Below are 16,849 nucleotides of genomic sequence, written 5' to 3'. Positions count from 1 at the left end.
TTAGACAGTATTTCCTTTAGTTGGCGACGATATTGACCAGCTTCCCTGGCACCACGATCACCTTGCGCAGCGTCTTGCCCTCGATGTGCCGCTGGACGTTCTCGTTCTGCATCGCCAAGGCTTCGATACTGGCCTTGTCGGCATCGGCGGCAACCTCGAGACGGGCACGCAGCTTGCCGTTCACTTGCACTACCAGCTCGATGCTGTCCTTGACCATGGCGCTTTCGTCGGTGTCGGGCCACGCCGCGTCGATGGCGGGCTCGCTGTGGCCGAGTGCCTGCCAGAGTGCATGGCAGACATGCGGCGTGATCGGCGCCAGCAGCAGTACACAGGCCTCGACGCCTTCGCGGGCGACGGCCAGGCCCTGCGGCGACGTATCATCGAATTTGCCAATGGCGTTGGAAAGCTCCATGACCGCGGCGATTGCCGTGTTGAAGGTAGTGCGGCGGCCGATGTCGTCGCTGGCCTTGCTGATCGTCTCGTGGGTCTTGCGACGCAGGGCCTTGTGCTCGTCGTTCAGGGCCGTGACGTCGAGTGCGCCGGGCGTGCCGGCATTGACGTGCTCGGCGACCAGTCGCCACAGGCGTTTGAGGAAGCGGTTGGCGCCCTCCACACCGGAGTCGGACCATTCCAGCGACTGTTCGGGCGGGGCGGCGAACATCATGAACAGGCGTACCGTGTCGGCACCGTAACGATCGATCATCGCCTGTGGGTCGACACCGTTGCTCTTCGATTTGGACATCTTCTCGATGCCGCCCATCTGCACCGGCTGTCCGTCGCTGATCAGTACCGCGCTGACCGGACGGCCCTTGTCGTCGCGCTTGACTTCGACATCCGCCGGGTTGAACCAGTCCTTACCGCCGTTCTCGGTCTCGCGATAGAAGGTTTCGGCAATCACCATGCCCTGGGTCAACAGACGCTGGAAAGGCTCGTCGCTCTTCACCAGACCGAAGTCGCGCATCAGCTTGTGGAAGAAGCGCGCATAAAGCAGGTGCAAAATGGCATGCTCGATGCCGCCAATGTAGAGATCGACCGGCAACCAGTAATCGGCGCGCTCGTCGAGCATTGCCTGCATGTTGTCGGCACAGGCAAAGCGCGCGTAATACCAGCTCGATTCCATGAAGGTGTCGAAGGTGTCGGTCTCACGGGTCCAGCCGTCACCCAGATCGTAGAAAGCCGGCATTTTCTTGAGCGGCGAGCCGGTGGCATCGACTTCGACCTCCATCGGCAGCGCAACCGGCAATTCATCGTCGGTCAGCGGTACGGTCTGGCCTTCGGGACCGTATTTCACCGGGATCGGGGCCCCCCAGTAGCGCTGCCGTGCCACGCCCCAGTCACGCAGGCGGAAGTTGGTCTTGACCTCGCCATGGCCCTGTTCTTCGAGCTTGGCGGCGATGGCCTGGAACGCGGCATCGAAGTCGAGACCGTCGAACTCAGCGGAGTTGATCAGCCGGCCATGGTCGGTATAGGCGCCTTGGGAAAGGTCCGGCGTCTCGCCGGCGGCGTCGGCAATCACCGGCTCGATCGGTAGATCGTATTTGGTGGCGAATTCCCAGTCGCGCTGGTCGTGGGCGGGAACCGCCATGACCGCGCCGGTGCCGTACTCCATGAGTACGAAATTGGCGACGTAGACCGGCACTTCTCGGCCGGTCAGGGGATGCACGGCCCTGAAGCCGGTCGGCATGCCGCATTTTTCCATGGTGGCCAGGTCCGCCTCGGACGTGCCGCCCTGGCTGCACTGCTCGAGGAAGGCCGCCAGCTCGGGATTGTCCGCCGCGGCTGCCTTGGCCAGAGGATGCCCGGCGGCAACGGCCACGTAGGTCACACCCATCAGCGTATCGGGACGGGTCGTGTAGACACGCAGCGAATCGGCTTCATCAATGATGTGTTCGCCGACCACGTCGAAGGCCAGCTCGACCCCCTTGGACTTGCCGATCCAGTTGCGCTGCATGGTCTTGACCTGCTCGGGCCATTCGACCTTGTCGAGATCGGCCAGCAACTCATCGGCATAGTCGGTGATCTTGAGGAACCACAGCGGGATTTCCTTGCGCTCGACCAGTGCACCCGAGCGCCAGCCGCGGCCATCGATGACCTGTTCGTTGGCCAGCACGGTATTGTCCACCGGATCCCAGTTGACGGTGGCCATCTTTTTGTAGACCAGCCCCTTGTCGACCAGCTTGGTGAAGAACCACTGCTCCCAACGGTAGTAGTCGACATCGCAGGTGGCGAACTCACGGCTCCAGTCGTAGGCGAAGCCCAGCGCCTTGAGCTGGCTGCGCATGTAGTCGATGTTCTGGTAGGTCCAGTCACCCGGCGGTACGCGGTTCTTGATGGCGGCGTTCTCGGCCGGCATGCCGAAGGCGTCCCAGCCCATCGGCTGCATGACGTTTTTACCCTGCATACGATGAAAGCGCGACACGACGTCGCCGATGGTGTAGTTGCGCACATGCCCCATGTGCAACTTGCCGCTGGGGTAGGGAAACATCGACAGGCAGTAGAATTTCTCGCGTGTCGCGTCCTCGATGGCCTTGAAGCACTGGTTCTTGTCCCAATACTGCTGGGCAGCGGTTTCGATTGCGTGGGGCGTGTACTGTGTGTCCATCGTTTTGTGGGGCACCTTGCTTTTGGCTATAAATTACCGACTGGCGGCACTGTCCGGCGTTATCGGTTCTTTAGTCGACCCGAGGTTAAGAACCTGACGACGATAGCGATAACACCCGCCTGCGCACTATGTTAAAACATGTGAAGGGGATGAGCGTTGACAGCGTTTCCATAGGGCTAAAGGATACCCTAGACGCCTCTCTGCAGATAGGCCCGACAGAGGTGGCCGGTGTGACCGGGATCGAGACCGGCGCATGGCTTGGCGGAAACCGGTCATCGGTATGACTCGATAAGGAGCGCGCGCCATGAGTGAGCAGCAACGTGAACATCGATTGAGGGATGCCTACGAGCGCGTCCTGTCGAGAATGAAGGACGGCGCCGATGAGCTCTCCTGGGACAATCTGCAGCGCGACCTCGACGAGGCCGTCGCCTTCGAAACCGAGGTCGAGGAATTCACCAAGGACGAGATGGCGCTGTTACGCACCTGGGTCGAGCGCGACCTAAAGGATCTGAGGCGCTATCTGGCGGCTGGCGGGACGGGGGTGGCCAGTTGGCTGGGGATCGACCTCAGCGTGCTGTCGCGCAAGATCACCGATGCCCTGTTCTCGGTCGCCGATCGCAGCGTGATCGAGCGCGAGCAACTCGTCGACGATCTCGAGGCATCGCGTGCCGACTATGTCGAAGGCGAGATCGCAGCACCGGGGCGTATGGCCTGCGTGCACTGCGGCGCCAACGTAGTGCTCGAACACGTGACGCGATTGGATCCCTGTCACCAGTGTGGCCACCGCTATTTCGAGCGTGCGCCGTCACCTTGACAGGCTGCCCGGATGCCGACAGACATCCGGGCAGGCGTGTTTAGAAACGCGACCGGCTGCGCTGCCAACGCAGCCCGGGGACGATCAGCAGAGCGCCCAACAGCCAAGTTGGCCAACTGCCGGTCCGTGTGAACGGGGTCAGGCCTTGCATGGCCCACACTTCATCGCTGATGCTGGTCGTCTCGAAACGCGGCGCGCGCGCAGTCACTTCGCCGTGGGGATCGATGATCGCCGTGACGCCATTGTTGGTCGCCCGAATCACATAACGACCGTTCTCGAGTGCGCGTAGCCGGGCCATCTGCAGATGTTGGAGCGGCCCGATGGAGTCGCCGAACCAGGTGTCATTGGAGACGGTGAGCAGCACATCGGCGTCTTCAGCCCGGTTGGCGACCAGGCCCGGATAGATGATTTCGTAGCAGATCGCCGTGCCTATACGCAGCCCCGCAGCCCGGATCGGGGCTTGATCTGCCTCGCCGGCGGTAAAGTCCGACATGGGTAGATCGAAGAAATTGATGATGCCGCGCAGCAGGCTGTCCAACGGCAGGTATTCACCGAACGGGACCAGGTGTTCCTTGCGGTAATCTCCCTGCACATCGCCCAATCCGATCACGGCATTGTAGTAGCGGCCTTGCGGGTCGCGTTGCACGATACCGGTGAGCAGGGCCGATTCGGGCGGCAGAGTGGCCTGGATTCGCTCGAGTACCGGCATGGCCTGCTCTTGGAACATGGGCAGGGCGGTTTCCGGCCATATGAACAGCTCGACATCGTCGCTCTGCTCGCGCGTCAGCGACGCATAGGTATTGGCGGCGTTGCGCTGCCCTTCGGCGCTCCATTTCATCAGCTGCGGAAGGTTGCCTTGCAGCAGGGCGACCCGTGGCGAGGCGCTGCCCTGAGTCGTCCATTGCTGGGGCAGCGCCAGAGGAATCAGCCATAGCGCGGCGATGGGCAGGGCGGCCCACCAGCGGCGGCGCAGCAACTCCACGCCCAGCGTGCCGGTCAGCGCCGTGGCCAGGGTAAGAAAATACACGCCGCCGATCGGCGCCAACGGCGCCAGCGGCGAATCGACGTGGGCATTGCCGAGTAGCAGCCAGGGAAACCCGGTGAACAGATAAGTCCGCAAGACCTCGGCCACTACCCATAGCCCGGCAAAACTGAGAAAGGCCAGCCGCGGCCCGGTGAAACGACGATAGAGCCAGAACGGCACGGCATAGAACAGGGCCAGAGTCACCGCGAACAAGGCCGTCAGGAAGACCGCCAGCGGAACGCCGGTATAGCCATAATCGTGGATCGATACATAGATCCACGAAGTGCCCGTAGCGAACAGCGCCGTACCATAGCACCAGCCGCGCAAGGCAGCCTGTCCCGGCGTCAGGTCGTGCAGACCGATGTACATCAGTCCCACGGCAAGCGGACCGAGCCACCAGAGTTCGAAGGGGGAGAAGGTCAGCGTGGTCAGGCCACCGGCCGCCAGCGCGGCAAGGTAGCCCATCCAGGGACGAGAGTAAGACAGCATCGAGAGGCACTCCTTGTCAGACGTGCCCCTTATACCAGAGCCTATGCAGGAACTCGACAGAACCGCTGCGGAAGTGGTTACCGCTCGCTGTCCTCACCGCTGGCGACTTCCTCGAGCCGTTCGGCCTGGAGCAGCCGGATCCGACGATTGTCGGCACCCAGCACGGTGAAGCGCCATCCTCCCAGATCCGCGTACTCGCCGCGCCGCGGCAAATGCCCGAAGCGCTGCATGACCAAGCCGCCCACCGTGTCGAATTCCTCGTCCGAGAACTGTGTATCGAAGCGGTCGTTGAACTCGTCGATCGGCGTCAGGGCGCGGATGGCGAAGACGCCGTTGCCCATGTCGCGGATATCTTCCTCTTCCTCGATATCGTGTTCGTCCTCGATGTCGCCGACGATCTGTTCGAGGATGTCCTCGATGGTGACGATGCCGGCGGTGCCGCCATACTCGTCGACGACCACCGCCATGTGGTTGTGGGTATCGCGAAACTCCTTGAGCAGGCTATTCAGGCGCTTCGACTCGGGGATGAACATGGCGGGGCGAATCACATCGCGCAGATCGATCTTGCCTCGGACACTGCCTTCCTGCATCTGCAGCAGGGGTAACAAGTCCTTGACCAACAGGATGCCCAGTACCTCGTCGAGGTTTTCCCCGATCACGGGGTAGCGGGAGTGACCGGTTTCGAAGATCACCGGCAGGTAGTCGTCCGGATCTTGGTCGACTTCGAGGGCGGTGACCTGCGAGCGTGGAATCATGACCTCGCGGGTCTGCTGGTCGCTGATCTGGAAAGCCCCTTCGATGATGGTCAGGGCATCCTGATCGAGGCGAAGCCGAGTGCCGGCTTCGCGCAGGAAAACAAGCAACTCGTCGCGTGAGCTGGGTTCATCCGAGTCGCTGGAAAAGGCGCTGAACAACTTATCGAGCCAGGACTTGTTAGCCTGGCTGCTCGATCGGTCTTCGCTCATGCGTCTGGTCTCATATCCTCATTGTCAGGCGTTGCCTCGTGCCTTGGGGCTAGTCTTGCACATCATCCAAGGCATAGGGGTCGGCGATGCCGAAGTCGCTCAGGATCTCGCGCTCGAGCGCTTCCATCTCGTCGGCCTCAGCATCTTCTATATGATCGTAGCCCAGCAAATGCAAGGTGCCGTGTACGACCATATGCGCATAGTGGTGGGGAAGGGGCTTGCCCTGTTCCTGCGCTTCGCCGGCGACCACGGCATGGCAGATGACGAGGTCGCCAAGCAGGGCTACGTCCTCCATGCCGGGAGGCGCTTCGAAGGGGAAGGAGAGTACATTGGTCGGCTTGTCCTTGCCCCGGTAGTCGCGATTCAGCGCTTGGCTTTCCTCGCTATCCACCAGACGGATCGTCACTTCGCTATCCGGCGCTACGTCGTGGCGGGCGAGGACGGCAGCGACCCAGGCGACCAGCTCTTGCTCACCGGGAAGCAGCGCCTGCTCTTCCGCGCTCACAGCGACCTGACGGTCGACGACCGGTGGCGGTGCTGCGCTCATGACGAAACGCTCCCGTTCTCGCCGTTGTTGCGCGCCTGTTCTTCCCGGCGTGCCTGATCGCGCGCTTCCTTGCGGGCGCGCTGCTGGGCTTCCTGTTCGGCCTCGAAGAGATCGTAGGCCTCGATGATGCGCTGTACCAGCGGGTGTCGTACAACGTCCTTGGCGGCGAAATGGGTGACCCCGATCCCGGGGGTATCCTTGAGAACGTCGAGCACCTGGATCAGCCCCGAGGATTGACCGCGGGGCAGGTCGACCTGGGTCACGTCGCCGGTAATGACTGCCGTGGAGCCGAAACCGATGCGCGTCAGGAACATTTTCATCTGTTCGCGCGTGGTGTTCTGACTTTCGTCGAGAATGATGAACGCGTTGTTCAACGTCCGCCCGCGCATGTAGGCCAGCGGCGCGATCTCGATGATCTGGCGCTCGATCAGCTTGCCGACCTGCTCGAAGCCGATCATCTCGTAGAGGGCATCGTAGAGCGGACGCAGGTATGGATCGATCTTCTGGGCCAGATCGCCGGGCAGGAAACCCAGCTTCTCGCCGGCCTCGACGGCCGGACGAACCAGCAGGATACGACGCACTTCCTGCAGGTTCAGCGCTTCCACGGCAGCGGCAACGGCCAGGTACGTCTTGCCGGTACCGGCAGGGCCGATGCCAAAATTGATGTCGTGCTTGCGGATACTCGCAACGTAGTTCTGCTGATTGAGGCCGCGAGGCTTGATCAACGAGCGCGGCGTGCGAATCACCACTTCGCCGTCGTCATCGCTGCCTTCCTCTTCTTCCAGTGCCTCGATGCCGGACTCCTGAAGGAACAGGTGCACGGTGTCCGGCTCGAGCTGGCTACCTTCGGTTTCGCGGTAGAGATGCTCGATGACATTGGCGGCAGCCTTGACGCGCGAGCCCGGCCCGGCCAATTGAAAGGTATTGCCGCGATTGCGCAGCGTCACGCCGAGGCGTGACTCGACCAGCTTGAGGTGTTCGTCCTGCTGGCCGCAGAGATTGGCCAGCCGCATGGGGTCGTTGGGTTCGAGGGTCAGCGTGAGGATGCGATGTGCCTGAGAACTGTTTTCACTCAAGACGAGAAGGCCCGTTGTGTGCGAAATGGTAAGTTGAGCTTATGCCCCAACCAAGGTTGGGGCAATGGCGCAGTTTTCAATGAACCTCGGCAGTTACCAGTTCGCCGCGCAGCGAATTGGGCAAGGCTTCGCTGATTTCGACATCGACGAAGCTACCGATCAGTTCGGTGGGGTCGGGAGCGAGGAAGTTGACGACGCGGTTGTTCTCGGTGCGCCCGGACAACTGGGCGGGATCCTTGGGCGAAAAACCGGTAACCAGGATGCGTTGCGTCGTGCCGACCATGCGCCGGCTGATCTGCAGGGCATTCTGGTTGATGCGCTCCTGCAAGATGGCCAGGCGCTGCTTCTTGACCGCTTCCGGGGTGTCGTCTTCCAGAGCGGCGGCCGGTGTCCCGGGGCGCGCCGAATAGACGAAGCTGAACGAGACGTCGAAGCCGATACGATGGATCAGATCCATGGTGTCCTCGAAGTCCTGCTCGGTCTCGCCGGGGAAGCCGATAATGAAATCCGACGAGAAACTGATATCGGGACGCAGCGCACGGATACGTTCGAGCTTGGCGACGTACTCTTCGACTTCGTGACCCCGCTTCATGGCGGCCAGGATGCGATTGGAGCCGGACTGCACCGGCAGATGCAAGTGACTGACCAGCTCGGGGATCTCGCCATAGGCCTCGATCAGACTGTCGGAAAACTCCACCGGATGCGAGGTGGTGAAGCGGATGCGATCGATGCCGTCGATGGCGGCAACGCAGGCGATCAGCTCGGCCAGGTCGATCTCGTCGCCCAAGGCATTCTCGCCGCGATAGGCATTGACGTTCTGTCCCAGTAGATTGACCTCGCGCACACCCTGGTCGGCCAAGTGCATGATTTCGTCCATCACCGCCTCGAAGGGGCGCGAGACTTCCTCACCCCGCGTGTAGGGCACGACGCAGAACGTACAGTACTTGGAACAGCCTTCCATGATCGAGACGAACGCCGTGGCCCCGTCCGAGCTTGGCTTGGGCAGGTGATCGAACTTCTCGATCTCGGGGAACGTCACGTCGACCACGGAAATCTGGTTGTCGCGGCGCGAATCGAGCATCGACGGGATGCGGTGCAGCGTCTGCGGGCCGAACACCATATCGACATGGGGCGCACGCTTGCGCAGATTCTCGCCTTCCTGGCTGGCCACGCACCCCCCGACCCCGATGACCAGGCCGGGATTGGCCTGCTTGAGCTTTTTCCAGCGACCGAGCTGGTGGAATACCTTCTCCTGGGCCTTTTCGCGAATCGAGCAGGTGTTGAGCAGAATGACGTCGGCTTCGCGCTCGTCGTCGGTCAGCTCCATCTGATGGGATTCGCCGAGCAGATCCGCCATGCGGGCAGAGTCGTACTCGTTCATCTGGCAACCGTGAGTCTTGATGAAGAGCTTCTTCGTCATAGCGTGCCGTCGGGTCGACAAAGGCCCGACTTGTCCGTGATAGGAGTGAATGCATGGCCGATGTGGCCGGACCGATAGTGGCCGACAGGCCGTGGAATAGAATGTGGCGATGAATTATACGTAGGGGATAGGGGCCTTGGCCAGTCTCCTGCGGGGCGCGCTTCGAAGCCCCCGCGTCTGTGATATTCTTTGCGTTTTGCCAATGAGCAGATGGGAGCGGTATGGCAGCGAAGCCGATTTATCGGGTGGTCTTTCACAATCAGGGTGAAATCTGGGAACTTTACGCCCGCGATATTTTCCAGAGCGATCTGTGGGGCTTCATCGAGGTCGAAACATTCGTCTTCGAGGATAACTCGAAGCTCGTCGTCGACCCGTCGTCCGAGAAGCTCAAGCGGACCTTCGAAGGCGTCAATCGCAGTTATATTCCACTCAATGCGATCGTGCGTATCGACGAGGTCGAGCGGGAAGGAACGCCCAAGGCAGTCACGGCGCAGGGGAAGGTCGCCGAGTTTCCGCGTCCGTTTTCCCTGCCGCCCAGAGATGACAGTTGATGATTAAAAATTGATCGAATCGTGGCCTTGCCAGACAGTTCGCCGTTCCCGAAATGTTCCGGTCGAGGTTTTCCCAAGGTTTATCCACAGAAAGTGTGGATGAGTGCCGGAACTGCCATGGCATCTACGGGCTCGAGAGGATCGACGGCCCGTACATCGTGTGGGGCAGTTGCCCAGAGAGCCATCCGAAGGTCAAGATGACGGCAGCATAAAATGCGTAAAATCAAATATTTGTTTGCATGTTTGACACTCAGCCTGGCGGCTTTGGATAGCCAGGCCCAAGACGTCCGCTGGGTTGCGGATGACCTGGAAACCTATGTGCGCAGTGGGCCCACCAATGAGTATCGCATCGTCGGTACGCTGACGTCCGGCGATGAGGTCACCGTGCTCGAGACCCAGGGCGACTATACGCGGGTGAGGGCACCGAATGGCGACGAAGTGTGGATAGAAAGCGATCAGCTCCAGGCCGAGCGTAGTGTCAGCGATCGCGTGCCCGAGCTGCAGGCGCGAACCGAGACGCTCAGTGCTCGCCTCGAGGGTATCGATGAAGAGTGGCAGAGCCGTGTGGCCACCATGACCGAAACGCTCAAGCAGCGCGAGGCACGCATCGCCGAGCTGGAGCGTCGCAACGCCGAGCTGAATCAGCAGACTAGCCAGGCCGAGGATCGGATTCGTGGCCTGCAGGCCAGGCTCGATACCCAAGAGCAGGACCTGCTGATGCGCTACTTCATGTATGGCGGTGGGGTGGCCGGTGCCGGGCTGATAGTGGGTCTGCTGGTTCCTCACTTGCCGCGTCGACGCAACAAGCGCGACCGCTGGTTCTGAGCGGGTTCCATGCACGAGCGGTGAGACGTTCACCGTGACAAGCCGGAAGGACGACGATGCCCCAAGAGTGGCTGCAGCGATGGCGTGAAGGACGTATCGGCTTTCATCGCAGCGAAACGCATCCCGCACTGATCAAGTATTGGGAGACTCTGGCCGTGCCAGTCGGCGCCAAGGTACTCGTGCCGCTATGCGGCAAGAGCCTGGACATGCGCTGGTTGGCCTCTCAGGGGCATCCAGTGCTGGGGATCGAGCTCGCCCCCGAGGCCATCGAGCAGTTCCTGGCCGAGGGGGAAGGCGACGTCTCCCGCTACCGGCAGGGGTATTTTCGGGTCTATCGGCAGGCCAGTGTGGAGCTCTGGTGCGGTGACTTCTTTCATGTACATGTGGAGCAGGCCAAGGAGTTCCAGGCCTTCTATGACCGGGCGGCGCTGATCGCGCTGCCACCGGCCACTCGACAGCGCTATGCCTTGCATCTTGCCCAATTGCTGCCGCCGGGGGCACGCGGCTTGTTGGTGACGCTGACGCATCCCGGCGGGCCCGACGCGGGCCCGCCGTTTTCGGTGGACGAGGAAGAGGTGCGCCGGTTACTGGCAGCCAACTTCGAGCTGATGCTGCTGGAGACCAGCCCACCCGATGAGCGTGGCTTCGGCGAGCAGGTCTGGTCGCTATGCCGGCGCGGCCCCGGGCGGGTCGGCGTAGCTGACTAGCGAGCGAGTAGCTGACCGACCTGCGGGTCGTTGAAGGCACGCGCCAGGGCGCGGCTCAGGACATCGTTGACCATTTCGGTGTTGGCGTCGCGGTCGGGCGAGAGGGCATAGGTCTGCTCGCGCTTTGCCGTGTAGGTGCCGGTGTAGATCAAGTCGTCGTTGGCGACCTCGGCGCGCAGACGAGCCAGCAATTGTGCCTTGTCGATGACGGGCTCGGCATCGGTCTTGGCGTAATTTAGCTGGGTCAGCGTCAAGGTCATGCTTGGCCGGTCCGGGGCGGGTTGCGTAGTGGGGGCAAAGCCCATCTGCGAGAGCGCCGCTTGCGCCTGTGCCTGCAACTTGGGGATGACGTCGTAGGCTTCGACGGTGATGGTGTCGTTGGCCATGGCCGCGCCGCTGCGGGTACCCAGCACATTGGATTCCCGTCCATCCACGACCGTGACGGTAACGCTTTGCCCATTGCCTACCTGGGGCAGGTTGCCGCTCACTGTGGGGTTGGTCTGCAGGTAGTGGGGGCTGCTCGCACAGCCGGCCACCAGCATGATGGCCAGCACCCCGCCTAGCCAGGCTACGGTCTTGAGTAAGCGCATGATGTGTTCTCCTCGCTGCAATGAAAACTGCCGCTCGATAGCGTGTCGGGCGGCAGTATAACGTCGGTGGGCCGACAACCAGAAGCGCAGAGACTTGTGCAGCCTACGAGGTCAGGCTCGCCCGAGACCGATGGGATGTCGTCTCTGCGAAGCGGTGCCAGCGCCGTGGCGTCACGAACAGACGCTGGCCGCGCTTGATGGTTAGACGTTCGAAGTCGGCATGTCTCACCGTGGCCATCCAGGGTTCGGCCAGCCAGTCCGCCTCCAGTTCGACGCGCACTTCCGCGCCCACCGGGGATATCGCGGTGACGCAGACCGGCAGGTGGGCATCGTCGCTGGCTGCCTCGCTCAGCTTGAGCTCATGAGGACGCAACAGCAATTCATGGAATCCGTCGTTGAGATCGACTGACAGGCTGGCATCGCCACAGGTCAGCGTTCCGTCGCGTACGTTGCCTTCAAGGCGGTTGACGTCGCCCAGAAACTCGAAGACGAAGCGATTCGCCGGCTGGCGGTAGAGCGTATCCGGGTCGTCGATCTGCTCGATACGTCCGTTGCTCATCACCACGACCCGGTCGGACAGCTCCAGAGCTTCCTCCTGGTCGTGGGTGACGAAGACGCTGGTGAAGTTGAGTTCGTCGTGCAAGTGACGCAGCCAGCGACGCAGATCCTGGCGGACCTTGGCATCGAGCGCCCCGAAGGGTTCGTCGAGCAGCAGCACGTCAGGCTTCAGGGCCAGAGCGCGGGCCAGCGAGACGCGTTGCTGCTGCCCGCCGGATAGCTGGGCCGGGTAGCGGTTGGCGAACTCCTCGAGGCGTACCATTTCCAGCAGCCGGTGTACCCGTGAGCGAATCTCGCCGCTCGAGGGGCGAGCGCGACGGGGCAGGGCGGTCAACCCGAAAGCCACGTTGTCGAACACGCTCATGTGTCGGAACAGGGCGTAGTGCTGGAAGACGAAGCCGATGCGCCGGTCGCGTACGTGCATGTTCGTGACGTCGCGGTCGCCGAAATGGATCGTGCCGCTGTCCGCCTGTTCGAGGCCGGCAACGATCCGCAACAGTGTCGTCTTTCCCGAGCCGGACGGACCAAGCAAACCGACGAGCTCGCCTTCGGCGATATCCAGATTCAGCGGTTCCAGCGCGGTGTTGTTGCCGAAGGTCTTGGCAATGTTTTCGAGGCGGATGCTCATGCGGCATTCTCCCGGCGCGTGGCGTGCCATTCCAGAAGGGCCTTGGCGGCCAGCGTGAACAGGGCGATCAAGGCCAGTAACGCTGCAGCAGTAAAGGCACCAACGGTGTTGTAATCCTGATAGAGCAGTTCGACATGCAGGGGTAGGGTGTTGGTTTCCCCGCGTATGGAGCCCGATACGACGGAGACGGCGCCGAACTCACCCACGGCGCGGGCATTGGTCAGGATGACGCCATACAAAAGGGCCCATTTTATGTTCGGCAGCGTCACACGACGAAAGACGGTCCAGCCCGATGCGCCGAGCGTGACCGCCGCTTCCTCTTCCCGGGCGCCTTGGGCCTGCATCAGTGGAATCAATTCGCGAGCCACGAATGGGCAGGTGACGAAAATCGTCACCAGCACGATACCGGGCCAGGCGAACATGATCTGAATGTCGTGGCTGTCCAGCCAGCCACCGATCCAACCAGTGCGTCCATACAGCAACAGATAGACCAGGCCGGCAACCACTGGCGATACGGCAAACGGAATATCGATCAGCGTTTGCAGCAGACGACGGCCCGGAAACGCAAACCGCGTTACTAGCCAGGCGAGAAACACGCCGAACACCAGATTGATCGGAATGGTCAGCGCCGCAACGAATAGGGTCAGCCCGATTGCGGCCAGGGTGTACTCATCGCTGAGGTTGGCCCAGAACAACTCGAGACCTTCGGCAAAGGCCTGCGCGAAGATAGCGACCAGGGGCAGCAGGAGAAACAGAGCGGACAGGAAGACGGCCAGGCCGACCAGCACACGCCGCATGCGTGGTGAATCACCGATACGTTGCATCAGCCCTTGCCTCCATGCAGTCGACGAATGAACCGTCCCTGCCATAGGTTGAGCGCCAGCAAGAGTATCAGCGAGACTGCAAGCACCACCGAGGCAATGGCCGATGCACCGACGTAATCGTATTCCTGAAGCTTGACGAAGATCATCAGCGAGGTGATTTCCGTCTCATAGGGCATGTTGCCGGCAATGAAGATGACGGCGCCGAATTCGCCCAGCGAACGCACGAACGCGAGGCCGGTGCCCGTGACAAGCGCCGGCCACAGGTGAGGCAGGATCACCCGCCGGAACGCCATGGCGTCGCTGGCGCCCAGGGTCAGCGCCGCCTCGTCGACCTCGCCCGGCAGATCCTCGAGGACGGGTTGTACGGTACGCACCACGAAGGGAATGCTGGTAAAGCCCATCGCCAGGGCGATGCCGACCCAGGTATAGGCGACTTCGAAGCCCAGCGGCGCCAGTAGCTGCCCCATCCAGCCGTTACTCGAATAGAGCGTGGCCAGGGTAATGCCGGCGACGGCGGTAGGCAGGGCGAAAGGCAAGTCCATGAGGGCATCGAGCATGCGCTTGCCGGGAAACTCATAGCGCACCAGAACCCAGGCCATCAGCAGCCCGAACAGGGCATTGAACAGCGCGGCGACTGCGGCGGCGCCAATCGTGACCAGATAACTGGCCACGACACGGTCTTCGGTGATGATGGCCCAGTATTCCGCCAGGCTGAGACCGGCTAGCTGCCCGACAAGGCTGGTCAATGGCAACAACAGCACCAGCGAGATGAACAGCAGCGTGACCCCCAGCGAGAGCCCGAAACCTGGGAGCACTCGCTTGGGGGACATCGCCGTCAGGGAAGCGATCCTGTTCATCGACGCTGCAGTCGATCCAGCTCACCGCCACTGGCGAAGTGAGTCTCCATCACTTCATTCCAGCCGCCAAAGACATCCTCGACGCGCAGCAGTTCGGTTTCGGGGAACTCATCGGCGAACTCGGCCTGTACGGTTTCGTTGTTGACCCGGTAATTGAAACCGGCGAGCAATCGCTGAGCCTCTTCGGTGTACAGGTAGTCGAGATAGCCACGAGCGAGGTCGAGATTGTCGTTGCGCTCGGCATATTCCTCGACCACAGCCACCGGGAATTCCGCCAGGATGCTGACCGGCGGGACGACCACGTCGTAATCGTCCTGGCCATACTCTTTGCGGATATTGTTGACCTCGGACTCGAAGCTGATCAGTACGTCGCCGATGCCGCGCTCGACGAAGGTCGTCGTAGCGCCACGGCCGCCGGTGTCGAAGACCTTCACGTTGCCGAGGAACTGCTTCATGAAGTCACGAATCTTTTCCTCGTCGCCATCGAAGGCCTTGTCCGCATAGGCCCAGGCTGCCAGGTAGGTATAACGTCCGTTGCCCGACGTCTTGGGATTGGGGAAGACGATTTCGACATCGTCGCGGACCAGGTCGTCCCAGCTATCGATTCCTTTCGGATTGCCCTCGCGCACCAGAAATGCAGTCGTCGAATAGTAGGGAGACGCATTGTTGGGGAACTGTTGCTGCCAGTCCTCGGCGACCAGGCCGGCATCGGCCAGCACATTGACGTCGGTCACCTGGTTGTAGGTCACCACATCGGCTGACAAGCCTTGGAGGATGGCGCGTGCCTGCTTCGACGAGCCGCCGTGGGATTGCTTCACATTGACGGTTTCGCCGTGCTGTTCCTGCCACCAATCGACGAACTCGGGATTGATGGTGGCAAACAGCTCGCGGGCAATGTCATAAGACGAGTTCAGCATTTCACGGTCGGCCGCCATGGCCGGAGCGACAACGCCTGCCGCCAAGGATGCCGTCAGCGCGCTGGCGAGGGTGCCGCGACGAAGAAACGTGACGAAGTTCATCATTGCTCCAATTGATGGATCGGATTTTATGCCAAGGCTAAACCAGCCTTTATGGAATGACAATGAGTCTGGTTATTCGTAATGGTAATAAGCTGTGATGTGTCGGCGCTATCGACCGGCTGGCGCATCAATGATTCAGCTGGTGGTTGAGGCATCGAGGATAGGTTGACGCAGCAGACAGAGACCGACCAGGGGGCCCGGTAGCAGCAGCCAGCCAATCCATTGCTCGAGTAGCGGCCACATGGGAACGAGCATGATCAGTGACATCACCGAGATGCCGAAGCCGATGGCGTTCTGCAAGGTGAGGGCGGTGCCCAGGCGCTGAGTGGGCACCGCTTGGGCGGAGAGGGCCGAAAAGTGAGCCGAATCGACGACGGCGAGTACGCTCCACAGCCCCAGGAAGGGAACGGCGAGCAGGGCCGGCAGAGTACCGGCCCAGGGAAAGACGAGACAGCAAGTGCCGGACCCGGCCAGGCCCAGCATGGCAACGCGTCGGCTGCCGATGCGTTGGCTCAGCCAACCGCCTAGCCAGCAGCCGGGGCCGCCGATGGCGATGAGCGCGAAGCTGCCCAGCGCCAATGTCACGCCCGACGCCTGCGGCAATGCCGATGCCAACAGCAACGGCAGCAGAGCCCATAGGGTATATAGCTCCCACATGTGGCCGAAATAACCGCCAGCGGCACGCCGGTAACCGGGGATCGCGAAAACACTGAAATCGAGTGAGGCACGTGCTGGAGTCGCGCCACGTTTGGCTCTTGCCACTTGCGGTGCTTCGCCGAGCCGCCAGATCATCAGGCCGGCTATCAGCGCCAACAGAGAGGCTCCCCACACACCGCTGGTCCATGGCAGGTCGGACACGCCGGCTTCGCTGACGCCATGCAACGCATGCGGAAGCGCCGTGCCCAGCACAAGCATGCCGACCAGCCAGGCCAGCCCTAGCCCAGTACGTCCCGGTGCCCAGCCGACCATCAGCTTCATGCCGATCGGATAGATGCCGGCCAGTGTCATGCCGGTGATCAGGCGTAGGAACACGGCCGGCCAGAAGCCGCCGGCCAAGGGCAGCAATGCATTCGACATGGCGCCGATCAGGCAGGCGCCGGCAAACAGCCGGCTGGCATCGATACGATCGGCCAGACCGCTCAGGCCGATACCCAGCGTGCCCAGCAAAAAGCCTATCTGCACTGCGCCGGTCAGCCAGCCGAGGTCTGTCGCGACCAACCCCCACTCCTGCTGGAGGGCGCCGATCACTGCATTGGGGGTAAACCATAGAGCGGTGCCGAACAGTTCGGCAACGGCGATCAGGAAAATGGCCATGGGGCGCTCAAAGGCAAAATGTCATTGAGCCATGGTGTC

General features: G+C 61.8%; 16 protein-coding genes. 4 read left to right on the top strand and 12 right to left on the bottom strand.

Annotation, left to right across the window (positions count from 1 at the left end):
* Window positions 1–16 precede the first annotated feature (16 nt).
* Window positions 17–2,602, bottom strand: coding sequence for a leucine--tRNA ligase (gene leuS, locus MHM84_RS19900; RefSeq protein ID WP_239268539.1), 2,586 nt, complete (start codon window positions 2,600–2,602; stop codon window positions 17–19).
* Window positions 2,603–2,906: 304 nt separating this feature from the next.
* Here leuS and MHM84_RS19895 point away from each other — a divergent pair, with 304 nt between their 5' ends.
* On the top strand, window positions 2,907–3,416 hold the full coding sequence (locus MHM84_RS19895) for a zinc ribbon-containing protein (protein ID WP_239268537.1): 510 nt from the start codon (window positions 2,907–2,909) through the stop codon (window positions 3,414–3,416).
* 40 nt (window positions 3,417–3,456) lie between these two features.
* Here MHM84_RS19895 and lnt read toward each other — a convergent pair whose 3' ends face one another.
* From lnt to miaB, 5 genes are all read right to left on the bottom strand, one after another.
* The gene (gene lnt, locus MHM84_RS19890) at window positions 3,457–4,929 is read right to left on the bottom strand and encodes an apolipoprotein N-acyltransferase (RefSeq protein ID WP_239268535.1); all 1,473 of its coding nucleotides are present in this window, start codon (window positions 4,927–4,929) and stop codon (window positions 3,457–3,459) included.
* Between the two features lie 77 nt (window positions 4,930–5,006).
* Complete coding sequence (locus MHM84_RS19885; protein ID WP_239268533.1) at window positions 5,007–5,894, bottom strand: transporter associated domain-containing protein; 888 nt, start codon at window positions 5,892–5,894, stop codon at window positions 5,007–5,009.
* Window positions 5,895–5,943: 49 nt separating this feature from the next.
* Window positions 5,944–6,441: an rRNA maturation RNase YbeY gene (gene ybeY / locus MHM84_RS19880; RefSeq protein ID WP_239268531.1), complete on the bottom strand. Its 498-nt coding sequence runs from the start codon at window positions 6,439–6,441 to the stop codon at window positions 5,944–5,946.
* Complete coding sequence (locus MHM84_RS19875) at window positions 6,438–7,517, bottom strand: PhoH family protein (protein WP_239268529.1); 1,080 nt, start codon at window positions 7,515–7,517, stop codon at window positions 6,438–6,440. The genes ybeY and MHM84_RS19875 overlap by 4 nt, the downstream gene beginning before the upstream one ends.
* A gap of 76 nt (window positions 7,518–7,593) precedes the next feature.
* Window positions 7,594–8,937: a tRNA (N6-isopentenyl adenosine(37)-C2)-methylthiotransferase MiaB gene (gene miaB / locus MHM84_RS19870; protein ID WP_239268527.1), complete on the bottom strand. Its 1,344-nt coding sequence runs from the start codon at window positions 8,935–8,937 to the stop codon at window positions 7,594–7,596.
* A 221-nt stretch (window positions 8,938–9,158) separates the two neighbouring features.
* Between miaB and MHM84_RS19865 the strand changes: the two genes are divergently transcribed.
* The 3 genes from MHM84_RS19865 to MHM84_RS19855 all read left to right on the top strand — a co-directional run bounded on the left by MHM84_RS19865 (window position 9,159) and on the right by MHM84_RS19855 (window position 11,020).
* Entirely contained in the window at window positions 9,159–9,488 is a 330-nt protein-coding gene (locus tag MHM84_RS19865) for a DUF1820 family protein (protein ID WP_019018595.1), read from the top strand.
* A gap of 213 nt (window positions 9,489–9,701) precedes the next feature.
* The gene (locus MHM84_RS19860; RefSeq protein WP_239268524.1) at window positions 9,702–10,313 is read left to right on the top strand and encodes a TIGR04211 family SH3 domain-containing protein; all 612 of its coding nucleotides are present in this window, start codon (window positions 9,702–9,704) and stop codon (window positions 10,311–10,313) included.
* 56 nt (window positions 10,314–10,369) lie between these two features.
* Window positions 10,370–11,020: a thiopurine S-methyltransferase gene (locus MHM84_RS19855; protein WP_239268522.1), complete on the top strand. Its 651-nt coding sequence runs from the start codon at window positions 10,370–10,372 to the stop codon at window positions 11,018–11,020.
* On the opposite strand, the gene MHM84_RS19850 is transcribed toward MHM84_RS19855, so the two are convergent.
* The 6 genes from MHM84_RS19850 to MHM84_RS19825 all read right to left on the bottom strand — a co-directional run bounded on the left by MHM84_RS19850 (window position 11,017) and on the right by MHM84_RS19825 (window position 16,810).
* Entirely contained in the window at window positions 11,017–11,610 is a 594-nt protein-coding gene (locus tag MHM84_RS19850; protein WP_239268519.1) for a YajG family lipoprotein, read from the bottom strand. The two genes, MHM84_RS19855 and MHM84_RS19850, sit on opposite strands and share 4 nt — an antisense overlap.
* Window positions 11,611–11,713: 103 nt before the next feature.
* Entirely contained in the window at window positions 11,714–12,796 is a 1,083-nt protein-coding gene (locus MHM84_RS19845) for a TOBE-like domain-containing protein (protein WP_239268517.1), read from the bottom strand.
* Complete coding sequence (gene cysW / locus MHM84_RS19840; protein WP_239268515.1) at window positions 12,793–13,620, bottom strand: sulfate ABC transporter permease subunit CysW; 828 nt, start codon at window positions 13,618–13,620, stop codon at window positions 12,793–12,795. The genes MHM84_RS19845 and cysW overlap by 4 nt, the downstream gene beginning before the upstream one ends.
* Complete coding sequence (gene cysT, locus MHM84_RS19835; RefSeq protein ID WP_239268512.1) at window positions 13,620–14,477, bottom strand: sulfate ABC transporter permease subunit CysT; 858 nt, start codon at window positions 14,475–14,477, stop codon at window positions 13,620–13,622. Before cysT ends, cysW begins: the two co-directional genes overlap by 1 nt.
* On the bottom strand, window positions 14,474–15,496 hold the full coding sequence (gene cysP / locus MHM84_RS19830; RefSeq protein WP_239268510.1) for a thiosulfate ABC transporter substrate-binding protein CysP: 1,023 nt from the start codon (window positions 15,494–15,496) through the stop codon (window positions 14,474–14,476). Before cysP ends, cysT begins: the two co-directional genes overlap by 4 nt.
* A 135-nt stretch (window positions 15,497–15,631) precedes the next feature.
* Entirely contained in the window at window positions 15,632–16,810 is a 1,179-nt protein-coding gene (locus MHM84_RS19825; RefSeq protein ID WP_239268508.1) for an MFS transporter, read from the bottom strand.
* Between the last annotated feature and the right edge of the window lie 39 nt (window positions 16,811–16,849).

This window comes from Halomonas sp. McH1-25 (assembly GCF_022348165.1).
Taxonomy (GTDB): Bacteria; Pseudomonadota; Gammaproteobacteria; order Pseudomonadales; family Halomonadaceae; genus Modicisalibacter.
This window is presented reverse-complemented; position numbering and strand designations above follow the sequence as displayed.